Origin of the sequence: Rhizobium sp. N122 (genome assembly GCF_002211295.1) — a bacterium.
GTDB lineage: Bacteria > Pseudomonadota > Alphaproteobacteria > Rhizobiales > Rhizobiaceae > Rhizobium.
Window position 1 is genome coordinate 15,655 of sequence record NZ_LOKU01000025.1, and the last position, 18,848, is coordinate 34,502.

At 60.9% G+C, this 18,848-nt stretch carries 27 protein-coding genes; 4 read left to right on the top strand and 23 right to left on the bottom strand.

The features are described from left to right. Window positions 1-9 precede the first annotated feature (9 nt). Both ATY75_RS19145 and ATY75_RS19150 read right to left on the bottom strand, forming a co-directional pair. Window positions 10-1,326 carry a replication-associated recombination protein A gene (locus ATY75_RS19145; protein WP_088938782.1) on the bottom strand — a complete coding sequence of 439 codons (1,317 nt, stop codon included), beginning with the start codon at window positions 1,324-1,326 and terminating at the stop codon, window positions 10-12. Next, window positions 1,323-2,726 carry a DegQ family serine endoprotease gene (locus ATY75_RS19150; protein WP_088938783.1) on the bottom strand — a complete coding sequence of 468 codons (1,404 nt, stop codon included), beginning with the start codon at window positions 2,724-2,726 and terminating at the stop codon, window positions 1,323-1,325. The genes ATY75_RS19145 and ATY75_RS19150 overlap by 4 nt, the downstream gene beginning before the upstream one ends. A gap of 258 nt (window positions 2,727-2,984) precedes the next feature. Between ATY75_RS19150 and ATY75_RS19155 the strand changes: the two genes are divergently transcribed. Then, window positions 2,985-3,365 (top strand): YkvA family protein, encoded by a 381-nt coding sequence (locus ATY75_RS19155; protein ID WP_088938784.1) that lies wholly within the window; start codon window positions 2,985-2,987, stop codon window positions 3,363-3,365. A gap of 22 nt (window positions 3,366-3,387) precedes the next feature. After that, on the top strand, window positions 3,388-3,741 hold the full coding sequence (locus ATY75_RS19160) for a lysozyme inhibitor LprI family protein (RefSeq protein WP_064838120.1): 354 nt from the start codon (window positions 3,388-3,390) through the stop codon (window positions 3,739-3,741). Window positions 3,742-3,793: 52 nt separating this feature from the next. Here the strand turns inward: ATY75_RS19160 and ilvD are convergent, their stop codons facing one another. Beyond that, entirely contained in the window at window positions 3,794-5,632 is a 1,839-nt protein-coding gene (gene ilvD, locus ATY75_RS19165) for a dihydroxy-acid dehydratase (protein ID WP_088938785.1), read from the bottom strand. Window positions 5,633-5,970: 338 nt separating this feature from the next. Here ilvD and msrP point away from each other — a divergent pair, with 338 nt between their 5' ends. Next, window positions 5,971-6,918 carry a protein-methionine-sulfoxide reductase catalytic subunit MsrP gene (msrP, locus tag ATY75_RS19170; RefSeq protein WP_088938786.1) on the top strand — a complete coding sequence of 316 codons (948 nt, stop codon included), beginning with the start codon at window positions 5,971-5,973 and terminating at the stop codon, window positions 6,916-6,918. Further along, complete coding sequence (gene msrQ / locus ATY75_RS19175) at window positions 6,918-7,574, top strand: protein-methionine-sulfoxide reductase heme-binding subunit MsrQ (protein ID WP_088938787.1); 657 nt, start codon at window positions 6,918-6,920, stop codon at window positions 7,572-7,574. The genes msrP and msrQ overlap by 1 nt, the downstream gene beginning before the upstream one ends. Before the next feature lie 137 nt (window positions 7,575-7,711). Here the strand turns inward: msrQ and ATY75_RS19180 are convergent, their stop codons facing one another. From ATY75_RS19180 to rplP, 20 genes are all read right to left on the bottom strand, one after another. After that, complete coding sequence (locus ATY75_RS19180) at window positions 7,712-8,134, bottom strand: DUF2809 domain-containing protein (protein WP_088938788.1); 423 nt, start codon at window positions 8,132-8,134, stop codon at window positions 7,712-7,714. A gap of 171 nt (window positions 8,135-8,305) precedes the next feature. Beyond that, window positions 8,306-8,728, bottom strand: a complete 423-nt coding sequence (gene rplQ, locus ATY75_RS19185) for a 50S ribosomal protein L17 (protein ID WP_003573769.1) — start codon at window positions 8,726-8,728, stop codon at window positions 8,306-8,308. A gap of 177 nt (window positions 8,729-8,905) precedes the next feature. Next, the gene (locus ATY75_RS19190; protein ID WP_003547579.1) at window positions 8,906-9,916 is read right to left on the bottom strand and encodes a DNA-directed RNA polymerase subunit alpha; all 1,011 of its coding nucleotides are present in this window, start codon (window positions 9,914-9,916) and stop codon (window positions 8,906-8,908) included. 97 nt (window positions 9,917-10,013) lie between these two features. Next, on the bottom strand, window positions 10,014-10,403 hold the full coding sequence (gene rpsK, locus ATY75_RS19195) for a 30S ribosomal protein S11 (RefSeq protein WP_003547577.1): 390 nt from the start codon (window positions 10,401-10,403) through the stop codon (window positions 10,014-10,016). A gap of 133 nt (window positions 10,404-10,536) precedes the next feature. Then, window positions 10,537-10,905 carry a 30S ribosomal protein S13 gene (gene rpsM / locus ATY75_RS19200; RefSeq protein WP_003573772.1) on the bottom strand — a complete coding sequence of 123 codons (369 nt, stop codon included), beginning with the start codon at window positions 10,903-10,905 and terminating at the stop codon, window positions 10,537-10,539. A 221-nt stretch (window positions 10,906-11,126) separates the two neighbouring features. Further along, the gene (locus ATY75_RS19205; RefSeq protein ID WP_088938789.1) at window positions 11,127-11,777 is read right to left on the bottom strand and encodes an adenylate kinase; all 651 of its coding nucleotides are present in this window, start codon (window positions 11,775-11,777) and stop codon (window positions 11,127-11,129) included. Further along, entirely contained in the window at window positions 11,774-13,114 is a 1,341-nt protein-coding gene (secY, locus tag ATY75_RS19210) for a preprotein translocase subunit SecY (RefSeq protein ID WP_064838114.1), read from the bottom strand. The genes ATY75_RS19205 and secY overlap by 4 nt, the downstream gene beginning before the upstream one ends. A gap of 231 nt (window positions 13,115-13,345) precedes the next feature. After that, on the bottom strand, window positions 13,346-13,822 hold the full coding sequence (gene rplO / locus ATY75_RS19215; RefSeq protein ID WP_088938790.1) for a 50S ribosomal protein L15: 477 nt from the start codon (window positions 13,820-13,822) through the stop codon (window positions 13,346-13,348). Window positions 13,823-13,838: 16 nt separating this feature from the next. Then, window positions 13,839-14,048, bottom strand: a complete 210-nt coding sequence (gene rpmD, locus ATY75_RS19220; RefSeq protein ID WP_003547566.1) for a 50S ribosomal protein L30 — start codon at window positions 14,046-14,048, stop codon at window positions 13,839-13,841. 14 nt (window positions 14,049-14,062) lie between these two features. Next, window positions 14,063-14,632 (bottom strand): 30S ribosomal protein S5, encoded by a 570-nt coding sequence (gene rpsE / locus ATY75_RS19225; RefSeq protein WP_003573784.1) that lies wholly within the window; start codon window positions 14,630-14,632, stop codon window positions 14,063-14,065. A gap of 131 nt (window positions 14,633-14,763) precedes the next feature. Continuing rightward, window positions 14,764-15,126 carry a 50S ribosomal protein L18 gene (gene rplR / locus ATY75_RS19230; RefSeq protein ID WP_003573785.1) on the bottom strand — a complete coding sequence of 121 codons (363 nt, stop codon included), beginning with the start codon at window positions 15,124-15,126 and terminating at the stop codon, window positions 14,764-14,766. 12 nt (window positions 15,127-15,138) lie between these two features. Further along, window positions 15,139-15,672 (bottom strand): 50S ribosomal protein L6, encoded by a 534-nt coding sequence (gene rplF / locus ATY75_RS19235; protein ID WP_003578670.1) that lies wholly within the window; start codon window positions 15,670-15,672, stop codon window positions 15,139-15,141. A gap of 42 nt (window positions 15,673-15,714) precedes the next feature. Then, entirely contained in the window at window positions 15,715-16,113 is a 399-nt protein-coding gene (rpsH, locus tag ATY75_RS19240; RefSeq protein ID WP_003547562.1) for a 30S ribosomal protein S8, read from the bottom strand. A gap of 12 nt (window positions 16,114-16,125) precedes the next feature. Further along, window positions 16,126-16,431, bottom strand: coding sequence for a 30S ribosomal protein S14 (gene rpsN / locus ATY75_RS19245; RefSeq protein WP_003573787.1), 306 nt, complete (start codon window positions 16,429-16,431; stop codon window positions 16,126-16,128). Window positions 16,432-16,463: 32 nt separating this feature from the next. Next, complete coding sequence (gene rplE, locus ATY75_RS19250; RefSeq protein ID WP_003573788.1) at window positions 16,464-17,021, bottom strand: 50S ribosomal protein L5; 558 nt, start codon at window positions 17,019-17,021, stop codon at window positions 16,464-16,466. Next, entirely contained in the window at window positions 17,014-17,322 is a 309-nt protein-coding gene (gene rplX, locus ATY75_RS19255; protein WP_003547559.1) for a 50S ribosomal protein L24, read from the bottom strand. Before rplX ends, rplE begins: the two co-directional genes overlap by 8 nt. Window positions 17,323-17,334: 12 nt before the next feature. After that, window positions 17,335-17,703, bottom strand: a complete 369-nt coding sequence (gene rplN / locus ATY75_RS19260) for a 50S ribosomal protein L14 (protein WP_003573790.1) — start codon at window positions 17,701-17,703, stop codon at window positions 17,335-17,337. A 258-nt stretch (window positions 17,704-17,961) separates the two neighbouring features. Further along, window positions 17,962-18,201 (bottom strand): 30S ribosomal protein S17, encoded by a 240-nt coding sequence (gene rpsQ, locus ATY75_RS19265; protein WP_003573791.1) that lies wholly within the window; start codon window positions 18,199-18,201, stop codon window positions 17,962-17,964. 12 nt (window positions 18,202-18,213) lie between these two features. Next, on the bottom strand, window positions 18,214-18,414 hold the full coding sequence (rpmC, locus tag ATY75_RS19270; protein ID WP_003547556.1) for a 50S ribosomal protein L29: 201 nt from the start codon (window positions 18,412-18,414) through the stop codon (window positions 18,214-18,216). Window positions 18,415-18,426: 12 nt separating this feature from the next. Beyond that, entirely contained in the window at window positions 18,427-18,840 is a 414-nt protein-coding gene (rplP, locus tag ATY75_RS19275) for a 50S ribosomal protein L16 (protein ID WP_003573792.1), read from the bottom strand. Window positions 18,841-18,848 lie beyond the last annotated feature (8 nt).

The window sequence follows — 18,848 nt, forward strand, 5'->3', positions numbered from 1 at the left end:
TCAGATGCATCAGCGCGGCTTGCGCTCCTTGCGCAGTTTGTCCCACCATTCCAGCCGCTTGCGGATATCGCGCTCGAAGCCGCGCTCCGGCGGATCGTAGAAGGTCTGGCGGCCCATTTTCTCCGGGAAATAATCCTGGCCGGAAAAGGCATCCGGCTCGTCATGGTCGTAGCGGTAGCCCTCGCCGTAACCCTCGCCCTTCATCAGCTTGGTCGGCGCATTGAGAATATGCTTTGGCGGCAGCAGCGAGCCGTTCTGCTTGGCGGCCTGGCTTGCGGCTTTGAAGGCGGTGTAGACGGCATTCGATTTCGGCGCGGTGGCGAGATAGACGCAGGCTTGGGCGAGCGCCAGCTCTCCCTCCGGCGAGCCGAGATACTCATAGGCATCCTTGGCGGCGTTGCAGATCACCAGCGCCTGCGGATCGGCAAGGCCGATATCCTCCACCGCCATGCGCACCAGCCGCCGGCCGAGATAGAGCGGATCCTCGCCGGCATCGAACATGCGGGTGAGATAATAAAGGGCGGCATCCGGGTCCGAGCCGCGCACGGATTTATGCAGCGCCGAGATCAGATTGTAGTGGCCATCCTGCGCCTTGTCATAGACCGGGGCGCGGCGCTGGACGATACGCGTCAGGCCTTCGGTATCGAAACTCTCGCCCTCGCGCGCGGCCCGCCAGACCTCTTCGGCAAGTGTGAGCACCGCGCGGCCGTCGCCATCGGCCATGCGGATCAGGCTGACGCGCGCTTCCTCCGTCAGCGGCAGCGGCTTCTGCTCGATCGCCTCGGCGCGCTTCAGCAATTCCTCAAGGCTCTCCTCGTCATGCGACTTGAAGGTCAGCACGCGGGCGCGCGACAGCAGAGCGGCGTTGAGCTCGAAGGACGGGTTTTCGGTGGTGGCGCCGACCAGGATGACGGTGCCGTCCTCCATGACGGGCAGGAAACTGTCCTGCTGGGCGCGGTTGAAGCGGTGGATCTCGTCGACGAAGAGCAGCGTCTGACGGCCGTCCATGCGCCGCAGGCGGGCAGTTTCGAACACCTTCTTCAGGTCGGCGACCCCTGAGAAAATCGCCGAAATCTGCTCGAAAGCCAGCCCCGCCTCGCCCGAAAGCAGCCGTGCGACCGTCGTCTTGCCGGTGCCGGGCGGGCCCCAGAAAATCATCGAACCGAGCGAACCGCTTTCGATCATCCGTTTCAGCACGCCGTCTTCACCGGTCAGATGTTCCTGACCGGTGACATCGGCAAGCGTCTTCGGCCGCAGCCGGTCGGCAAGCGGCCGCCTGGCGGCGACCTCCTCCGGAACGCGCGGCGCGAAGAGATCATTGCTCATCGGAAGAACTGCCGGATGCGCTGACCGTCGCGCTCGATCTCCACCCGCCAAAGGCCGGGGTCGCTCTCGGCGATTTCGGACAAATCGCTGGTGGTCTTCACATCGGTGCCGTTGATCGAGACGATGATATCCTTCGGCTCGAAGCCGAGACGGGCGGCCGGTGAATCCTCCTTCACCTCGGAGACGACGACGCCCGCCGATTCCGGCGGCATGCGCAACTCGTCGGCGACCCGCGGCGACAGGTTCTCGACGACAGCGCCGCTGAAGGGAGTGCGCCCGCCGATGGTGCGCTGGTCGCGCGGCGAAGTTTCCGGGGCGCGATCGAGCGTCAGTGGCAACTGCTCCTCGCGGCCGTTCTCGACGACGGTGAGCTTGACCGACTTGCCGAGACCGGCCGTCGTCAGCCGGTAAAGCAGCGCATCCGGATGTTCGACCGAAATACCGTCGACGGCGGTGACGATTTCGCCGGCCTTCAGCCCGGCCTTGGCGGCCGGGCCGCCTTCCGAAACCTTGACGACGAGCGCGCCGCGAACCTTGTTCAGCCCCAGCGCCTCAGCGACTTCGGAGGTCACGGCATCGAAGCTCGCGCCGACATAGGGCCGCTCGAAGGATTTGACGCCGGCATCGGCCGAAGCGAGGAAGACCTTGACCAGATTGGCGGGAATGGCGAAGCCGATGCCGTTCGAGCCGCCGCCGCGCGAGAAGATCGCGGTGTTGATGCCGATCAGCTCGCCTTTCATGTTCATCAGGGCGCCGCCGGAATTGCCGGGATTGATCGAGGCGTCGGTTTGGATGAAGAAGCCGAACTCGTTCCTGACCACCTGGTTGCGGGCGAGTGCTGAGACGATGCCGCTCGTCACCGTCTGGCCGACGCCGAAGGGATTGCCGATCGCCAGCACGAGATCTCCGACCTCGACCGCATCCGAATTGCCGATCGGCAATGTCGGAAAACTTTCCTTGGTGTCGATCTTCAGCACGGCAAGATCGACACGATCGTCGCGCAGCACCACCTTGCAGGGGAATTCGCGTCCATCCGGCAGCGCAACCTTGATGTCGTCGGCGCCTTCGACGACGTGATTGTTGGTGACGACAGTGCCGTTCGCCTCGACGATGACGCCGGAACCGAGCGAGGACTGCTTCTCCGAGCGATTCGGCATCTGCTGGCCGAAGAACTGCTCGAAGAAGGGATCGCCGGCAAAGGGCGACTGCCGCCGGACGGTCTTTTCCGCATAGACATTGACGACGGCGCCCGACGTCTGTTTGACGAGCGGCGCGAAAGAGAGCTGCATCTGCATCTGGCTCTCGGGCACGGTCTTTGCGGTCTGCGCATTGGCCGCAGCCGGCAGAACGAGCATGAGAGCGAGTAGCGAGACGGAGGCGCGCTTGAACAGGCCTTGCATGGGTATTCCTTTTGAATCCTCTTGTGGATCGTTTTAGAGCATGATGCCGAAAAGTGTGAGCGGTTTTCAGACGACATCGTGCTCTAACTATTTAATGCGAACAGCATTCAGATTTCAGGCCGAACCGACCCAAAATCATCTTGTTCTGCGGCCCAACGCTAGAAAGGAAAGAGGGCGGAAGCATGGAAGAATAAGGCAGATATGTGCCCGCAAGACTTCGCTGGAAGTCTTTGCGAATTCGATTCAGGAAGAGCGGCCATGCGACTGATATCAAAAGCCAAAACCTGGGCGAAGTCACTGAAGCGTGACATCGTCGCCCTGTGGCTTGCCGCCCGGGATCCGCGGGTGCCCTGGCATGCGAAAGCGGTGGCCGGCGCCGTTGCGGCCTATGCGCTGTCACCCATCGATCTCATCCCCGATTTCATTCCGGTGCTCGGCTATCTCGACGATCTCCTGATCGTGCCGCTCGGCATTCTGCTGGCGACGCGGCTTATCCCGGCTGAGGTGATGAGCGCGCTGCGCGATGAAGCGGCAAGACGCATTGAGCGTCCTTCCGGCCGGGCCGGGCTGATCTTCATCCTTGCCGTCTGGTTTGCCTGCATCATCTTCCTGGCTCTGGCATTGCGCAAACTGGGCTGACCAGGAGCAAAAGGGACATGGAATGATGACGGCAAGAGCGATGATGATGGGTTTTGGTTTTGCGATTTCGATCTTCGCATCGGATATGGCGCAGGCGGCGAGCTTCGACTGCGATGCGAAGGAATTGAAGCCTGATGAAAAGGCGATCTGCGACAATCGCGCGCTCAACGATGCCGACGTGAAGATGGTGACGACCTTCGAGCTGCTGTCCGGTCTGCTGGCGATGGGCTCACGCGGAACATTGCAGGACGAGCAGACCGCCTGGCTGAAGAAACGGCAGGAATGCGCGGCGGATGCCGCCTGTATCAAGGCTGCCTATGAGGAGCGGCTGAAACAGCTCGGCGAGACCTATAAAAACATCAACCGGCCGCTTTGAAAGCGACCGGTCTTGAGTAGCTGACTTTTAATCAGCAGGTCTGATAGGTGGGTCAGCGGGCGTTCAGATCGCGCACGGCACCACGGTCGGCGCTCGTGGCGAAGGCAGCGTAAGCCTTCAGCGCCGTCGTGACGTTGCGCTTGCGCACTTCTGTGGGATGCCAGCCCTTGGCGTCCTGATCGGCGCGGCGGGCGGCAAGTTCGGCCTCGTCGACGCGCAGGCTGATCGTGCGGTTCGGGATGTCGATGTCGATCATGTCGCCTTCGCGCACCAGGCCGATCGTGCCGCCATTGGCTGCTTCCGGCGACGCGTGGCCGATCGAGAGGCCCGAGGTGCCGCCGGAGAAGCGGCCGTCGGTGATCAGCGCGCAGGCCTTGCCGAGGCCCTTCGATTTCAGATAGCTCGTCGGATAAAGCATTTCCTGCATGCCGGGGCCGCCCTTCGGGCCTTCATAGCGAATGACCACGACGTCTCCCGCCTTGACCTCGTTGGCGAGGATCGCCTTGACCGAGGCATCCTGGCTTTCGAAGACGCGGGCCGGACCTGAGAATTTCAGGATGGATTCATCGACGCCGGCGGTCTTGACGATGCAGCCGTCGACCGCAAGGTTGCCCTTGAGCACGGCAAGGCCGCCATCCTTGGAGAAAGGATGTTCGACCGAGCGGATCACGCCGTTCTGGCGGTCGGTGTCCAGTTCGTCCCAGCGGGCCTCCTGGCTGAAGGCGACCTGGGTCGGGATGCCGCCGGGCGCGGCGCGATAGAAATTGCGGACGGTGTCGCTGTTGGTGCGGGTAATGTCCCAGCGGTCGATCGCATCGCCCAGGGTCTCGGCATGCACGGTCGGGCAATCGCGGTTCAAGAGACCGCCCTTGTCGAGTTCGCCGAGGATCGACATGATGCCGCCGGCGCGGTGCACGTCTTCCATATGCACATCGCTCTTGGCGGGTGCGACCTTCGACAGGCAGGGCACCCGGCGCGAAAGCGCGTCGATATCGGCCATGGTGAAATCGATCTCGCCTTCATGGGCGGCGGCAAGGATGTGCAGGACCGTATTGGTCGAGCCGCCCATGGCGATGTCGAGCGCCATGGCATTCTCGAAGGCCTGCTTGGAGGCGATCGTGCGCGGCAGCGCCTTGATATCGTCCTGCTCATAGTAACGGCGGGCGAGATCGACGATCAGATGGCCGGCCTCGACGAAGAGGCGCTTGCGGTCGGCATGGGTGGCGAGCGTCGAGCCGTTGCCGGGCAGCGACAGGCCGAGCGCCTCAGTCAGGCAGTTCATCGAATTGGCGGTGAACATGCCGGAGCAGGAGCCGCAGGTCGGACAGGCCGAGCGCTCGATGGTCTGGACGTCCTCGTCGCTGATCTTTTCATCGGCTGCGGCGACCATGGCATCGACGAGGTCGAGTGCATGGGTCTTGCCGTGCAGCACGACCTTGCCCGCTTCCATCGGACCGCCGGAGACGAAGACGGTGGGTATGTTGAGGCGCAACGACGCCATCAGCATGCCGGGCGTGATCTTGTCGCAGTTGGAGATGCAGACCATGGCGTCGGCGCAATGGGCATTGACCATGTATTCGACGCTGTCGGCGATCAGCTCGCGCGAGGGCAGCGAATAGAGCATGCCGTCATGGCCCATCGCGATGCCGTCGTCGACGGCGATCGTGTTGAACTCCTTGGCGACCCCGCCGGCCGCCTCGATTTCGCGGGCGACGAGCTGACCGAGATCCTTCAGGTGCACGTGGCCAGGCACGAACTGGGTGAAGGAATTCACCACCGCGATGATCGGCTTGCCGAAATCCGAATCCTTCATGCCCGTGGCGCGCCAAAGGCCGCGCGCGCCTGCCATGTTGCGGCCGTGGGTCGTGGTTCTCGAACGGTAAGCTGGCATCGGTGTCTTCCTCGACGTGTCGGAAATGATCAGGCGAAGCGAAGCGGCATGAAGCCTGCGGGCCGGGCGAACGCTGCCTTTTGGAATTGTCCTAATCCAATCGACGGGGGCTGTCACTACCGGCAAGGTCAAATCCGGTACGCTGCGGACGGAGCGCCTTGAGCGCCATGGATGATATACGGTTCGGCGCGCGGTTCGGTTACAGCCTATTCCATCACAGCCGAACACAAAAAGTTGGCTTCCCGTCAGCAATATTCAAGGCTTAGACACTAATCCGAATATGCGGGCGGTTCGTTTAGAGACTATATTCGGGAAATCCGCCCTGGAGGTTTTTCGTCATGCCAAGCTATCGCCCCCCGAAGATCGCGTCGTCGGAGATCACGCCGCGCCAGATCTATGTGCGCCGGCGTGAATTCCTGGGCGCAGCGGCTCTTGGCGCCATGGCGCTCTACGGCGCCGGCAAGGCGAGCGCTGCCGCGCTTTCCGCTATCGGGAGCAAGTACAAGGTCGACGAGAAGCCGACGCCGCTCAAGGACGTGACCACGTACAACAATTTCTATGAATTCGGCCTCGACAAGGCCGATCCCGCAGCCAATTCCGGCGATTTCAAGCCGCTGCCCTGGACGATCAAGGTCGACGGCATGGTCAACAAACCAGGCACCTTCGACCTCGAGGCGCTGATGAAGGAATTCCCGATCGAGGAGCGCACCTATCGCATGCGCTGTGTCGAAGCCTGGTCGATGGTCATTCCCTGGGACGGCTTTCCGCTGGCATCGCTGCTCGACAAGGTGGAGCCGCTCGGCAGCGCCAAATATGTCGCCTTCGAAACCGTCGTGCGGCCGGACGAGATGCCGGGACAGAAGGGCTTCTTTCAGTCGCTCGACTGGCCCTATGTCGAAGGTTTGCGCCTCGACGAGGCGCGCCATCCGCTGACGCTGCTTGCCGTCGGGCTTTATGGCGAGACACTGCCGAACCAGAACGGCGCGCCGATCCGTCTTGTCGTGCCGTGGAAATACGGCTTCAAGGGCATCAAATCGATCGTCAGGATCACGCTTACCGACCAGCAGCCGAAGAACACCTGGCAGGTGACCAATCCGCAGGAGTACGGCTTCTACGCCAACGTCAATCCGGAAGTCGACCACCCGCGCTGGAGCCAGGCGAGCGAACGGCGCATCGGCGAAAGCGGCTTCTTCGGCGCGAGCCGCCATCCCACCCTGCCCTTCAACGGCTATGCCGACGAGGTGGCGAGCCTCTATGCTGGCATGGATCTGAAGGCGAATTTCTGATGGCGGAATTGTCGCTCGCCATCCCGAAGCGCTGGCAGCCGGCCTCCGTCTGGCTGCTTTATGTGGCAGGCCTCGTGCCGGCGGCCTGGACCTTCTATCTCGGCGCGACCGATCAGCTCGGCGCCGATCCGGTCAAGACCTTCGAGCTCTTCCTCGGCATCTGGACGATCCGTTTCCTGATGGCAACGCTTGCCGTCTCCCCGGCCCGCGAGCTCCTCGGCTGGAATTATCTGCGTTATCGCCGCGCGCTGGGCTTGCTGACGTTCTACTACGCGCTGATGCATTTTACCGTCTACATGGTGCTCGACCAGGCGATGGATATCCACGCCGTCGTCAATGACGTGCTGAAGCGCCCCTTTATCATGTTCGGCATGGCCGGGCTTGCGATGCTCATTCCGCTGGCGGTGACATCCAATAATGTCTCGATCCGCCGCCTCGGCAAGAACTGGATCTGGCTGCACCGGCTCGTCTACATTGTCGCCGCCTGCGGAGCGCTGCACTTCGCGCTCTCGACCAAGATCCTCGATCTCGAGCAATATATCTATGTCGGGCTGATCATCGCGCTCATCCTCTACCGCTCCTGGCGGCCGATTGCCCGCAACCGGAAAAAGGGCCAGGGCCGGACGCGCAATCGCGCCATGGCGTCGGCTTCGTGAGACCTTAAAGCGCGTCGCGATCTTTCAGATTCGCTCCTCGCGCTTTAGGTATTTGTTTTACGCATGTCGTTGCGGCAAAAGCGCTTCGCGCTTTGCCTGGGAAAACCGCTGCACACTTTTGCGCGACATGCTTTAGACTACCGGCGACGGCCAAACGCAGCGCGACGCGCGGGATCGCAGGCGCAGGCCGCGGCGATCCCGATCGCATAAGCCAGCATGTTCCAGAGCGAAAATATTCGGCCGAGCAGCAGCGCGCCTGCTGTCGTCAGCCGAAATGCGTCGAGCCAGGGCGTGTGGTAGAGCCGGAACAGCTCCACTGCGATCGCGATGAACAGCGCCATGACGGCGATGATTGCCGGTCGGGCCCTTGCGACAAAGAGCGCCACGAGCAGATAGACCATCGCGGCCCACAGCGCCGACCCGCCATATTTGACGACGATGAAGGGCAGGTCGATCGCGTAGCCGAAACGCCTGAGCGCCAGTCCGAGCACGATTACCACAAGCAGGGCCGCGAGGCGAAGGAACTGCGCTTGCGTGCGCATCTGAATGAATTCGAGCAATAGAATCTGTCCTACAGAGATCGACCATTGGAGTGCTGAGGCGGAGATATCCAATTATCCGGCGAGGTGCTGCCTGTCGTCGCAGCTTCCACGTTCGTCCACGACCGATGCACAAACAAAAACAGCCGGGCTTTGTGAGCCCGGCTGTTTTGTTTCCGACGGAGCGGAAGATTAAGCGGCGACGGCCTGCTCTTCGGCAGCGACGCGGGCCTTGTCGGCTGCGCCCTTGGCGAAGGTGTCACGGTCAACGAATTCGACAACGGCCATGGCGGCATTGTCGCCCTGGCGGAAGCCGGCCTTCATGATGCGCAGGTAACCGCCGTTGCGGGTGGCGTAACGCGTTGCGATCGTGTCGAACAGCTTCGAAACGACAGCGGCGTCGCGGATCTGCGAGATCGCCTGGCGGCGAGCATGCAGGTCGCCGCGCTTGCCGAGCGTGACGAGCTTTTCGACGATCGGGCGGATTTCCTTGGCCTTCGGCAGGGTCGTGACGATCTGCTCGTGGGTAATCAGCGAAGCCGCCATGTTGGCGAACATCGCCTTGCGGTGGCTTGCAGTTCTATTCAGCTTGCGGCCGGCTTTACCATGGCGCATTGCTATTCTCCTTTAATGCAGGTGCCCTTACGCTAAGTGGGCCTGCCGTTTCCTGGCACATGCAGGCGATCGGCCTGCTGTTTGACGGGGAAAGGCAGCCGAAAGAGCCTGCCTTTTGTTATGTTCTTGCGATCGGCGTGCGGGCGAAAAACCGCTTCACACTTTTCCTCACGCCGCTCAGTACTGGTCTTCGTAACGCTTGGCGAGATCTTCGATGTTCTCGGGCGGCCATGCCGGCACTTCCATGCCGAGGTGCAGGCCCATGGAAGCGAGAACTTCCTTGATTTCGTTCAGCGACTTGCGACCAAAATTCGGGGTGCGGAGCATTTCTGCTTCGGTCTTCTGAATGAGGTCGCCGATGTAGACGATGTTGTCGTTCTTCAGGCAGTTTGCCGAACGGACCGACAGTTCGAGTTCGTCCACCTTCTTGAGGAGAGCCGGGTTGAAAGCGAGTTCGGTGACTGCTTCCTCTTCGGTTTCCTTCTGCGGCTCGTCGAAGTTGACGAAGACGCCAAGCTGATCCTGGAGGATGCGCGCCGCGAATGCGACGGCGTCTTCACCGGTGATCGAGCCATCGGTCTCGATGGTCATGTTCAGCTTGTCGTAGTCGAGAACCTGTCCTTCGCGGGTATTTTCTACCTTGTAGGACACCTTCTTGACCGGCGAATAGAGGCTGTCGACCGGGATGAGACCGATCGGAGCATCTTCCGCGCGATTGCGCTCAGCCGGAACGTAGCCCTTGCCGTTGTTGACGGTGAACTCCATGCGGATCTCGGCGCCCTCGTCGAGCGTGCAGATGACATGCTCGGGGTTGAGGATTTCGATATCGCCGACCGTCTGGATGTCGCCAGCCGTGACAACGCCCGGGCCCTGCTTGCGCACGACCATGCGCTTTGCGTCGTCGCCATCCATCTTGATGGCGATTTCCTTGATGTTGAGCACGATGTCCGTCACGTCTTCGCGGACGCCCGGAATCGAGGAGAATTCATGCAGCACGCCATCGATCTGCACCGCCGTGACGGCAGCGCCGCGCAGCGAGGAGAGCAGAACGCGGCGAAGCGCATTGCCGAGGGTGAGACCGAAGCCGCGCTCCAGCGGTTCGGCAACAAGCGTCGCCCTGGTGCGCGAGCTCGAGGAGAACTCCACCTTGTTCGGCTTGATCAGTTCCTGCCAGTTCTTCTGAATCATGAGTTTGCCTTCCGTTCGTTGCCACCATCCAATCGTGGCAACCGAGCTTGAAAACCACCGGGAGCGCCAAGGCGCTCACCAGTGACGAGAGCGATGATCAGACGCGGCGCTTCTTGCGCGGACGGCAGCCATTGTGCGGGATCGGGGTCACGTCGCGGATGGACGTGATCATGAAACCTGCAGCCTGGAGCGCGCGCAGAGCCGATTCACGGCCCGAACCCGGACCGCAGACTTCGACTTCGAGCGACTTCATACCGTGCTCCTGAGCCTTCTTGGCGCAGTCTTCGGCAGCGATCTGGGCAGCGAACGGGGTCGACTTGCGCGAGCCCTTGAAGCCCTTGGCGCCAGCCGACGACCAAGCGATCGCGTTGCCCTGGGCATCGGTGATGGTGATCATCGTGTTGTTGAAGGTCGAGTTGACGTGAGCGACACCCGACGAGATGTTCTTGCGCTCACGACGGCGAACGCGGACGGCTTCCTTAGCCATGGTATTCCTTTCGTTGATCTCTTCACCGCCGTAATGCCAGCGGCTACACCGGAACGGCGCCTATATGGTCCCGCTCCAAACTCAAAAGAGGCCGGCGCAGACCGCCAGCCTCCCCACCCCGGTTTCCCGGAAATTACTTCTTCTTACCAGCGATTGCCTTTGCCGGGCCCTTGCGGGTGCGGGCATTGGTATGCGTGCGCTGACCACGGACCGGAAGGCCGCGGCGATGACGCAGGCCGCGGTAGCAGCCGAGATCCATCAGGCGCTTGATGTTCATCGCGGTATCGCGACGAAGATCGCCTTCGACCTGATAGTCGCGGTCGATGGCTTCGCGGATCTGAAGGACTTCGGCGTCCGTCAGCTGATGCACACGACGTTCAGCCGGGATACCGACCTTCTCGACGATTTCCTGTGCGAATTTCGGACCGATCCCGTGAATGTAGGTCAGCGCGATAACAACGCGCTTTGCAGTCGGGATGTTGACGCCAGCGATACGTGCCACGCCTGTTCTCCTTGCATTCCAGTTGCCATCCGGCAAGTGGGCTTCGTTATGCGGTCTTTGGGACCGCTCGTTCAGATTTACGTCCGTAACATGTCAAAACGACCGCACCCGGACTTCCCTGGGAAATCCGCGCCGATCGCATGGAATGTCGCGAGTTGGCGCGGTGTTTAGCGGAATCACTGCTGAAAAGCAACCGTTCCGCCAAGTTTATTTTCAAAGCCTTAAAGCTTGGAAAGAATGCTTTCGACCTCGGCCGTCACCTGATCGATCTCCGCCATGCCGTCCACGGACTTGAGTTTGCCCTTGGCATGGTAGTAGCCGATCAGCGGCGAGGTCTCCTTGTAGTAGACCTGCAGCCGAGCCGTCATGGTCTCCGGGTTGTCGTCAGGACGGCGCTTGAAGTGCGTGGAACCGCACTTGTCGCACACGCCTTCGGCGGCCGGAACCTTGTCGGTATCGTGATAGACGCTGCCGCACTGTGCGCAGGAATAGCGACCGGCGACACGGCGAACCAGCTCGTCGTCGTCGACACGGAATTCGATGACGACGGAAAGGCCGAGACCCTTTGCCCGCAGCATCGCTTCGGTGGCATCGGCCTGGACGAGCGTCCTCGGGAAGCCGTCGAGAATGAAACCGTTGACGCAATCGGGCTGATCGATTCGCTCGGAGACGATGGCGATGACGATCTCGTCCGAGACGAGTTTGCCGGCATCCATCACCGCCTTAGCGCGCTTGCCGACATCCGTGCCGGCATTGACCGCTGCGCGCAGCATGTCCCCCGTGGAAAGCTGCGGAATGCCGTGCTTTTCCACGATCCGCTGGGCCTGGGTTCCCTTACCCGCGCCCGGCGGCCCTAAAAGGATAAGTCTCATCGCCCCCTCTTTCCTCCACGCAACTTCGATTTCTTGATCAGGCCTTCGTATTGCTGCGCGATCAGGTGACCCTGGATCTGTGCAACCGTATCAAGAGTTACGCTAACCACGATCAAAAGCGAAGTCCCACCAAGGGATAATGGAATGCCGGTTTGCGACACCAAGATCTCCGGGAGAATGCAGACGAAGACGAGATAGATTGCGCCGATCACCGTGATTCGGGTCAGCACGTAGTCGATATATTCGGCGGTGCGCTCGCCCGGGCGGATGCCCGGAATGAAACCGCCATGCTTCTTCAGATTGTCGGCCGTGTCCTTCGGATTGAAGACGATGGCCGTGTAGAAGAAGGCGAAGAAGGCGATCAGCGCCGCATAGAGCACCATATAGAGCGGCTGTCCATGGCCGAGGGCCGCGACGATCGACGTTGCCCAGGAAGGCATTGCCGTGGTGCTGGCAAAGCCTGCGACGGTTGCCGGAAGCAGCAGCAGCGACGAGGCGAAGATCGCCGGAATGACGCCCGAAGTGTTGAGCTTCAGCGGCAGGTGCGAGGTATCGCCCTGGAACATCCGGTTGCCGACCTGGCGCTTCGGATACTGGATCAACAGCCGGCGCTGCGCACGCTCGACGAAGACGATGACGGCGATGACGATGATCGCGACAAGGATGACCAGCAGGATGAGCGGGGTCGACAGCGCGCCGGTGCGGCCGAGTTCGAGCGTGCCCGCAAGAGCGGTGGGAAGACCGGCGGCGATGCCGGCGAAGATGATCAGAGAGATGCCGTTGCCGATGCCGCGCGAGGTGATCTGCTCGCCGAGCCACATCAGGAACATCGTGCCGCCGAGCAGCGTCAGAACGGTGGAAACACGGAAGAACCAGCCCGGCTCGACGACGAGGCCCTGGCCGCTCTCAAGGCCAGCGGCAATGCCGTAGGCCTGCAGCGCCCCGAGGATGACCGTGCCGTAGCGGGTATACTGGTTGATGATCTTGCGGCCCTGCTCACCCTCTTTCTTGAGGTTTTCGAGCGCCGGCACGACCGACGTCATGAGCTGCACGATGATCGAAGCCGAGATATAGGGCATGATGCCGAGCGCGAAGATCGCCATGCGCTGCACGGCGCCGCCCGAAAACATATTGAAAAGGCCGAGAATGCCGCCTGACTGGCCGCGGAAAGCCTGGGCATAGGCTTCGGGATTGAGGCCCGGAAGCGGAATATGGGTGCCGAGCCTGTAAACGAGGAGAGCTGCCAGTGTGAACCACAGGCGCTTCTTCAAATCCTCGGCTTTGGCAAAGGTCGAAAAATTGAGGTTGGATGCCAATTGTTCCGCTGCAGAAGCCATGCGTTTCTCCGCGCTACCAATTCCGGCGTCTCTGGGGATAGGCCGGCCCGGAATCAGTATGAAAATTATTCAAAACCGGGTTCAGTACGGATTGCAGCGCAACCCCATGCCTCACCCTTGTTTTAGTCTTACCGGCATGACGCGGGCGCGCCAGCCAACATTTTGTGAGGCCCACATATGGGAGCAAAATCGCCCGGTGTGAAGCACCCCGGGCGACATATCATCAGATTATTATTCGGCTGCAGCCGGAGCCGAAAGCAGCGTCACGGTACCGCCGGCCTTTTCGATCTTCTCGACGGCAGGCTTGGAGGCGCCTGCAACGACGATAGTGATCTTGGCCTTCAGCTCGCCGTCGGCAAGAACGCGAACGCCGTCCTTAGTGCGGCGGATGACGCCGGCAGCCTTGAGGGCAGCTGCGTCAACGGTCGCCTTGGCATCGAGCTTGCCGGCGTCGATCGCCGCCTGGATGCGAGCGAGCGACACAACAACAAAATCGGAAGCGAAAATGTTGTTGAAGCCGCGCTTCGGCAGGCGACGATAGATCGGCATCTGGCCGCCTTCGAAGCCGTTGATGGCGACGCCCGAACGGGACTTCTGACCCTTCACACCGCGGCCAGCGGTCTTGCCGGAGCCCGAGCCGATACCGCGGCCGAGGCGCTTGCGGCTGTGGGTCGAGCCTTCGTTGTCTTTAATTTCATTGAGTTTCATGAGCGTTTCCTCCGTCTCACTTCTCGTCGACGACGCGAACGAGATGCTGGACAGCACGGATCATGCCGCGAACCGAAGGAGTATCCTCCAGCGTGCGGCGACGGTGCATCTTGTTCAGTCCGAGACCGATCAGCGTGCGCTGCTGAACATCCGGACGGCGAATCGGGCTGCCGATCTGTTCGATCGTGACAGTCTTCGCTTCAGCCTTCTTGGTAGCCTTGGCCATCTGTCAAACTCCTCTTATTCTTCAGAGGCGTTGCCGGAGGCGCTACGACGAGCCTGCAGCGTTGCATACTTGATGCCGCGCTGAGCTGCGATGTCCTTCGGGTGAACCTGGTGCTTCAGAGCGTCGAAGGTGGCGCGAACCATGTTGTAGGGGTTCGACGAACCAGTCGACTTGGCGACGACGTCGTGCATGCCGAGCGTTTCGAATACGGCGCGCATCGGACCGCCGGCGATGATGCCGGTACCGACCTTGGCCGAGCGCAGCAGAACCTTGCCGGCGCCGTGGCGGCCATGAACGTCGTGATGCAGCGTACGGCCGTCACGCAGCGGTACGAAGATCAGCTCGCGCTTGGCGGCTTCGGTTGCCTTGCGGATGGCTTCCGGCACTTCGCGTGCCTTGCCATGGCCGAAGCCGACGCGGCCCTTCTGGTCGCCGACGACGACGAGTGCTGCGAAACCGAAACGACGGCCGCCCTTGACGACCTTGGCGACGCGGTTGATCGCGACCAGCTTGTCGACGAATTCGCTATCGCGCTCTTCACGGCTCTGGCGGTCTTCCCGCTGCGGCCTTCTTTCCTGTGCCATTGTCCTCTTCCTTTTTCTTTTCCGGGTGCAATCGGCAAATACATGTGGACCGCGTCAGCCTCCCCTTTCGGAGAGTGCCTGCGGTCCGGCGAAAATCCGGCCGGCGCCAAAAGCGTCCGGCCGGAAATTGATCAGAAGGTGAGACCGCCTTCGCGGGCTGCATCGGCAAGAGCCTTGATGCGGCCGTGATAGATGAAGGCGCCACGGTCGAATACGACCTCGGTGACGCCAGCCTTCGAAGCGCGCTCTGCAACGAGCTTGCCGACGAGGGCAGCTGCTGCGGTGTCAGCACCGGTCTTCAGAGAACCGCGCAGATCCTTATCGAGGGTCGATGCAGCGGCAAGCGTCTTGCCGGCGACATCGTCGATAACCTGAGCGTAGATGTTCTTCGAGGAGCGATGAACCGACAGGCGCGGACGGCCGTTGGCCACCGACTTGAGATGACGGCGCACGCGGTTGGCACGACGTGCAAGTGCTTCTTTCCTGCTAGCCATTTCGCGTGATCCTTACTTCTTCTTGCCTTCTTTGCGGACGATCCGCTCGTCAGCGTACTTGACGCCCTTGCCCTTGTAAGGCTCAGGACCGCGATATTCGCGGATTTCGGCGGCGACCTGACCGACCTGCTGCTTATTGATGCCGGAGACAACAATTTCAGTCGGCTTCGGAACGGCGATCGTGATGCCGACCGGCGGCTCATAGATCACGTCGTGGCTGAAGCCGAGGGCCAGCTGCAGGTTCTTGCCCTGCAGGGAGGCGCGGTAACCGACGCCGTTGATTTCGAGCTTGCGCTCGAAGCCGTCCTTGACGCCCTTGAAGATGCCTTCGATCATCGTGCGGGACATGCCCCACTTCGAACGCGCATCCTTGGTCTGATTCACGGGCGTCACGACGACCGCGTTGTTTTCGAGCTTGAGGCTGATTTCGTCGTTAGCAACGAAAAACAGTTCGCCCTTCGGGCCCTTTGCAGTGACCTTCTGGCCATCGACCGTAGCCGTGATCCCAGCAGGCACCTGAACGGGCTTTTTACCGATACGAGACATGTTTCAATCCTGTCTGTTCGCTATGGAGATCTCTGCCCGATCTTAGAAGACCGAGCAAAGAACCTCGCCGCCAACGTTCTGTTCGCGAGCCTGGTGATCGGCCATCACGCCCTTCGGAGTCGAAAGGATGGTGATGCCGAGGCCGTTCGCGACCTGCGGAATGGACTTGACCGAGACATAAACCCGGCGGCCCGGCTTGGACACGCGGCCGATCTCACGGATCACCGAAGCGCCTTCATAATATTTCAGCTCGATGCTGAGTTCCGACTTGCCATTGCCGAAATCGACAACGGAATAGCCACGGATGTAGCCTTCGGACTGCAGGACATCGAGAACACGTGCACGGAGCTTGGACGCAGGCGTCGAGACCGACGACTTGCGGCGGGAAGCGCCGTTACGGATACGGGTGAGCATATCGCCCAACGGATCAGTCATTGTCATGTAACCTGCTCCTTACCAGCTCGACTTGACGATGCCCGGCACCTTGCCGAGATTGCCCAGTTCACGCAGCGCAATACGCGACATGCGCAGTTTGCGGTAATATGCGCGCGGACGCCCCGAAACTTCGCAACGGTTGCGAATACGGGTCTTCGATCCATCACGCGGCAGGGATGCCAGCTTGATCGAGGCCTTGAACCGCTCTTCGATCGGAAGAGCCTGGTTCATGATGATCGCCTTCAACGCAGCCCGCTTAGCGGCCTGGTTGGCGACCGTAGTACGGCGGCGCTTGTTCTTTTCAACTGCGCTTGTCTTCGCCATGTCAGGTTCCTTTTCTACGCTCGTCGTTACGGTTATTGACGGAACGGGAAGCTGAACTCTTTCAGAAGAGCCCGTGCTTCGTCGTCGGTCGTCGCCGTCGTGCAAACGATGATGTCCATGCCCCACATCTGATCAACCTTGTCGTAGTTGATCTCAGGGAACACAATGTGCTCCTTGATGCCCATGGCGAAGTTGCCACGGCCGTCAAAGCTTTTCGGGTTCAGGCCGCGAAAGTCGCGAACGCGCGGAAGCGCGATGTTGACCAGGCGATCCAGGAACTCGTACATGCGGGCGCCGCGCAGGGTGACCTTCGCGCCGATCGGCATCTGTTCGCGGACCTTGAAGCCTGCGATGGAGTTGCGTGCGCGGGTGATGACCGGCTTCTGGCCGGCGATCGCTGCGAGGTCGGCGGCAGCTACCGTCGGCTTCTTCGAGTCAGCGGTCGCTTCGCCGACACCCATGTTGATCACGATCTTGTCGAGCTTCGGGATCATCATCTCGTTGGCGTAGGAGAACTGCTCCTGCATCGCCTTGCGGATGCGCTCGACATATTCCTTCTTGAGCCGCGGCTCGTATTTTGCCTCAGCCATCGATCACTTCTCCAGAACGCTTGGCCACACGGACCTTCTTGCCGTCAACAACCTTGAAACCGACGCGGGTCGGCTTGCCGTCCTTGTCGATGATTGCAACGTTGGAGAGGTGAACCGGGGCTTCCTTGTTGATGATGCCGGCTTCCTGGGTCTGCGTCTGGCGCTGGTGGCGCTTGACGACGTTGACGCCACGAACAACGGCACGATCTTCCTTCGGCATGACCTGGACAACTTCGCCGGTACGGCCCTTGTCCTTGCCAGCGAGCATGACGACCTTGTCGCCCTTACGAATCTTCTGCATCGCTTCCGCTCCTTACAGTACTTCGGGAGCCAGCGAGATGATCTTCATGTGGTTCTTGGCGCGAAGTTCGCGCGGAACCGGTCCGAAGATACGGGTGCCGATCGGCTCTTTCTTGTTGTCGATGAGGACTGCTGCGTTGGTGTCGAAGCGGATGACAGAGCCATCCGGACGACGGATGTCCTTGGCGGTGCGAACGACAACCGCCTTCATCACGTCACCCTTCTTCACACGGCCGCGCGGGATCGCTTCCTTGATCGAAACGACGATGACGTCGCCGATCGAGGCATACTTGCGCTTCGAGCCGCCCAGCACCTTGATGCACATGACACGACGTGCGCCGGAATTATCCGCGACGTCGAGGTTTGTTTGCATCTGAATCATATCAGGTCGCCTTCTTGGTTTACCGGAATGGTTGGGCTAGCCCCCTACTCCGGCTTATGAAAATTTTCGCCGGCCGAACTGCCGTAACGGCAGCACAGACGCGGCAATAGCTGAATAGCGCGGGATCGATCGTGCCAGGGTGGTTTCCCGAAGGACCTTCCGTGCGCTCAAAGCAAAAGAACGCCCGGCATTCGAGCGTTCTGACGCTGCTTCATACAGATATTTCGGCGAGACGCAAGGCCTCGCACGAAATTCTGTTTACTGACCCTGGGCGGAAATTACCGTCCAGCGCTTGTCCTTGGAGATCGGCGCGCATTCCTCGATGGATACGGTATCGCCAATCTTGTACTGGTTGTTCTCGTCGTGGGCCTTGTACTTCTTGGAACGACGAACGGTCTTCTGGAGTAGCGGGTGAGCGAAACGACGCTCGACGCGAACCACTACCGTCTTCTCGTTCTTGTCGCCAACGACGACGCCCTGCAGGATGCGCTTCGGCATATTTTTCTTCCTTTAGGCCTTAACTTCTGCCGCCTTCTGGCGGGCAATGGTTTTCACGCGGGCGATGTCCTTGCGGACTTCGTTGATGCGCGAGGACTTTTCGAGCTGGCCGGTCGCCTTCTGGAAGCGCAGGTTGAACTGCTCCTTCTTCAGCTTGGCAAGCTCGTCCTTGAGTTGGTCGGCGGTGAACCCGCGAACATCTGAGGCTTTCATGAGCTCAATCCCTTACTCTGCAATGCGCTGAACGAAGCGCGTCTTGACCGAGAGCTTGGCAGAGCCGAGACGAAGCGCCTCACGGGCGATTTCTTCGCTGACACCGTCGATCTCGAACATCATACGGCCGGGCTTGACCTTGCATGCCCAGTATTCAACGGAGCCCTTACCCTTACCCATGCGGACTTCGGTCGGCTTTGCGGTTACCGGAACGTCCGGGAACACGCGGATCCATACACGGCCGGCGCGCTTCATATAACGCGTGATCGCGCGGCGGGCCGCTTCGATCTCGCGCGCGTTGACGCGGTTGGGTTCCTGTGCCTTCAGGCCGAATTCGCCGAATGCCAGGTCAGAACCGCCCTTGGCGACGCCCTTGATGCGGCCCTTGAACTGCTTGCGGTACTTGGTACGCTTTGGCTGCAACATTTTCTTAT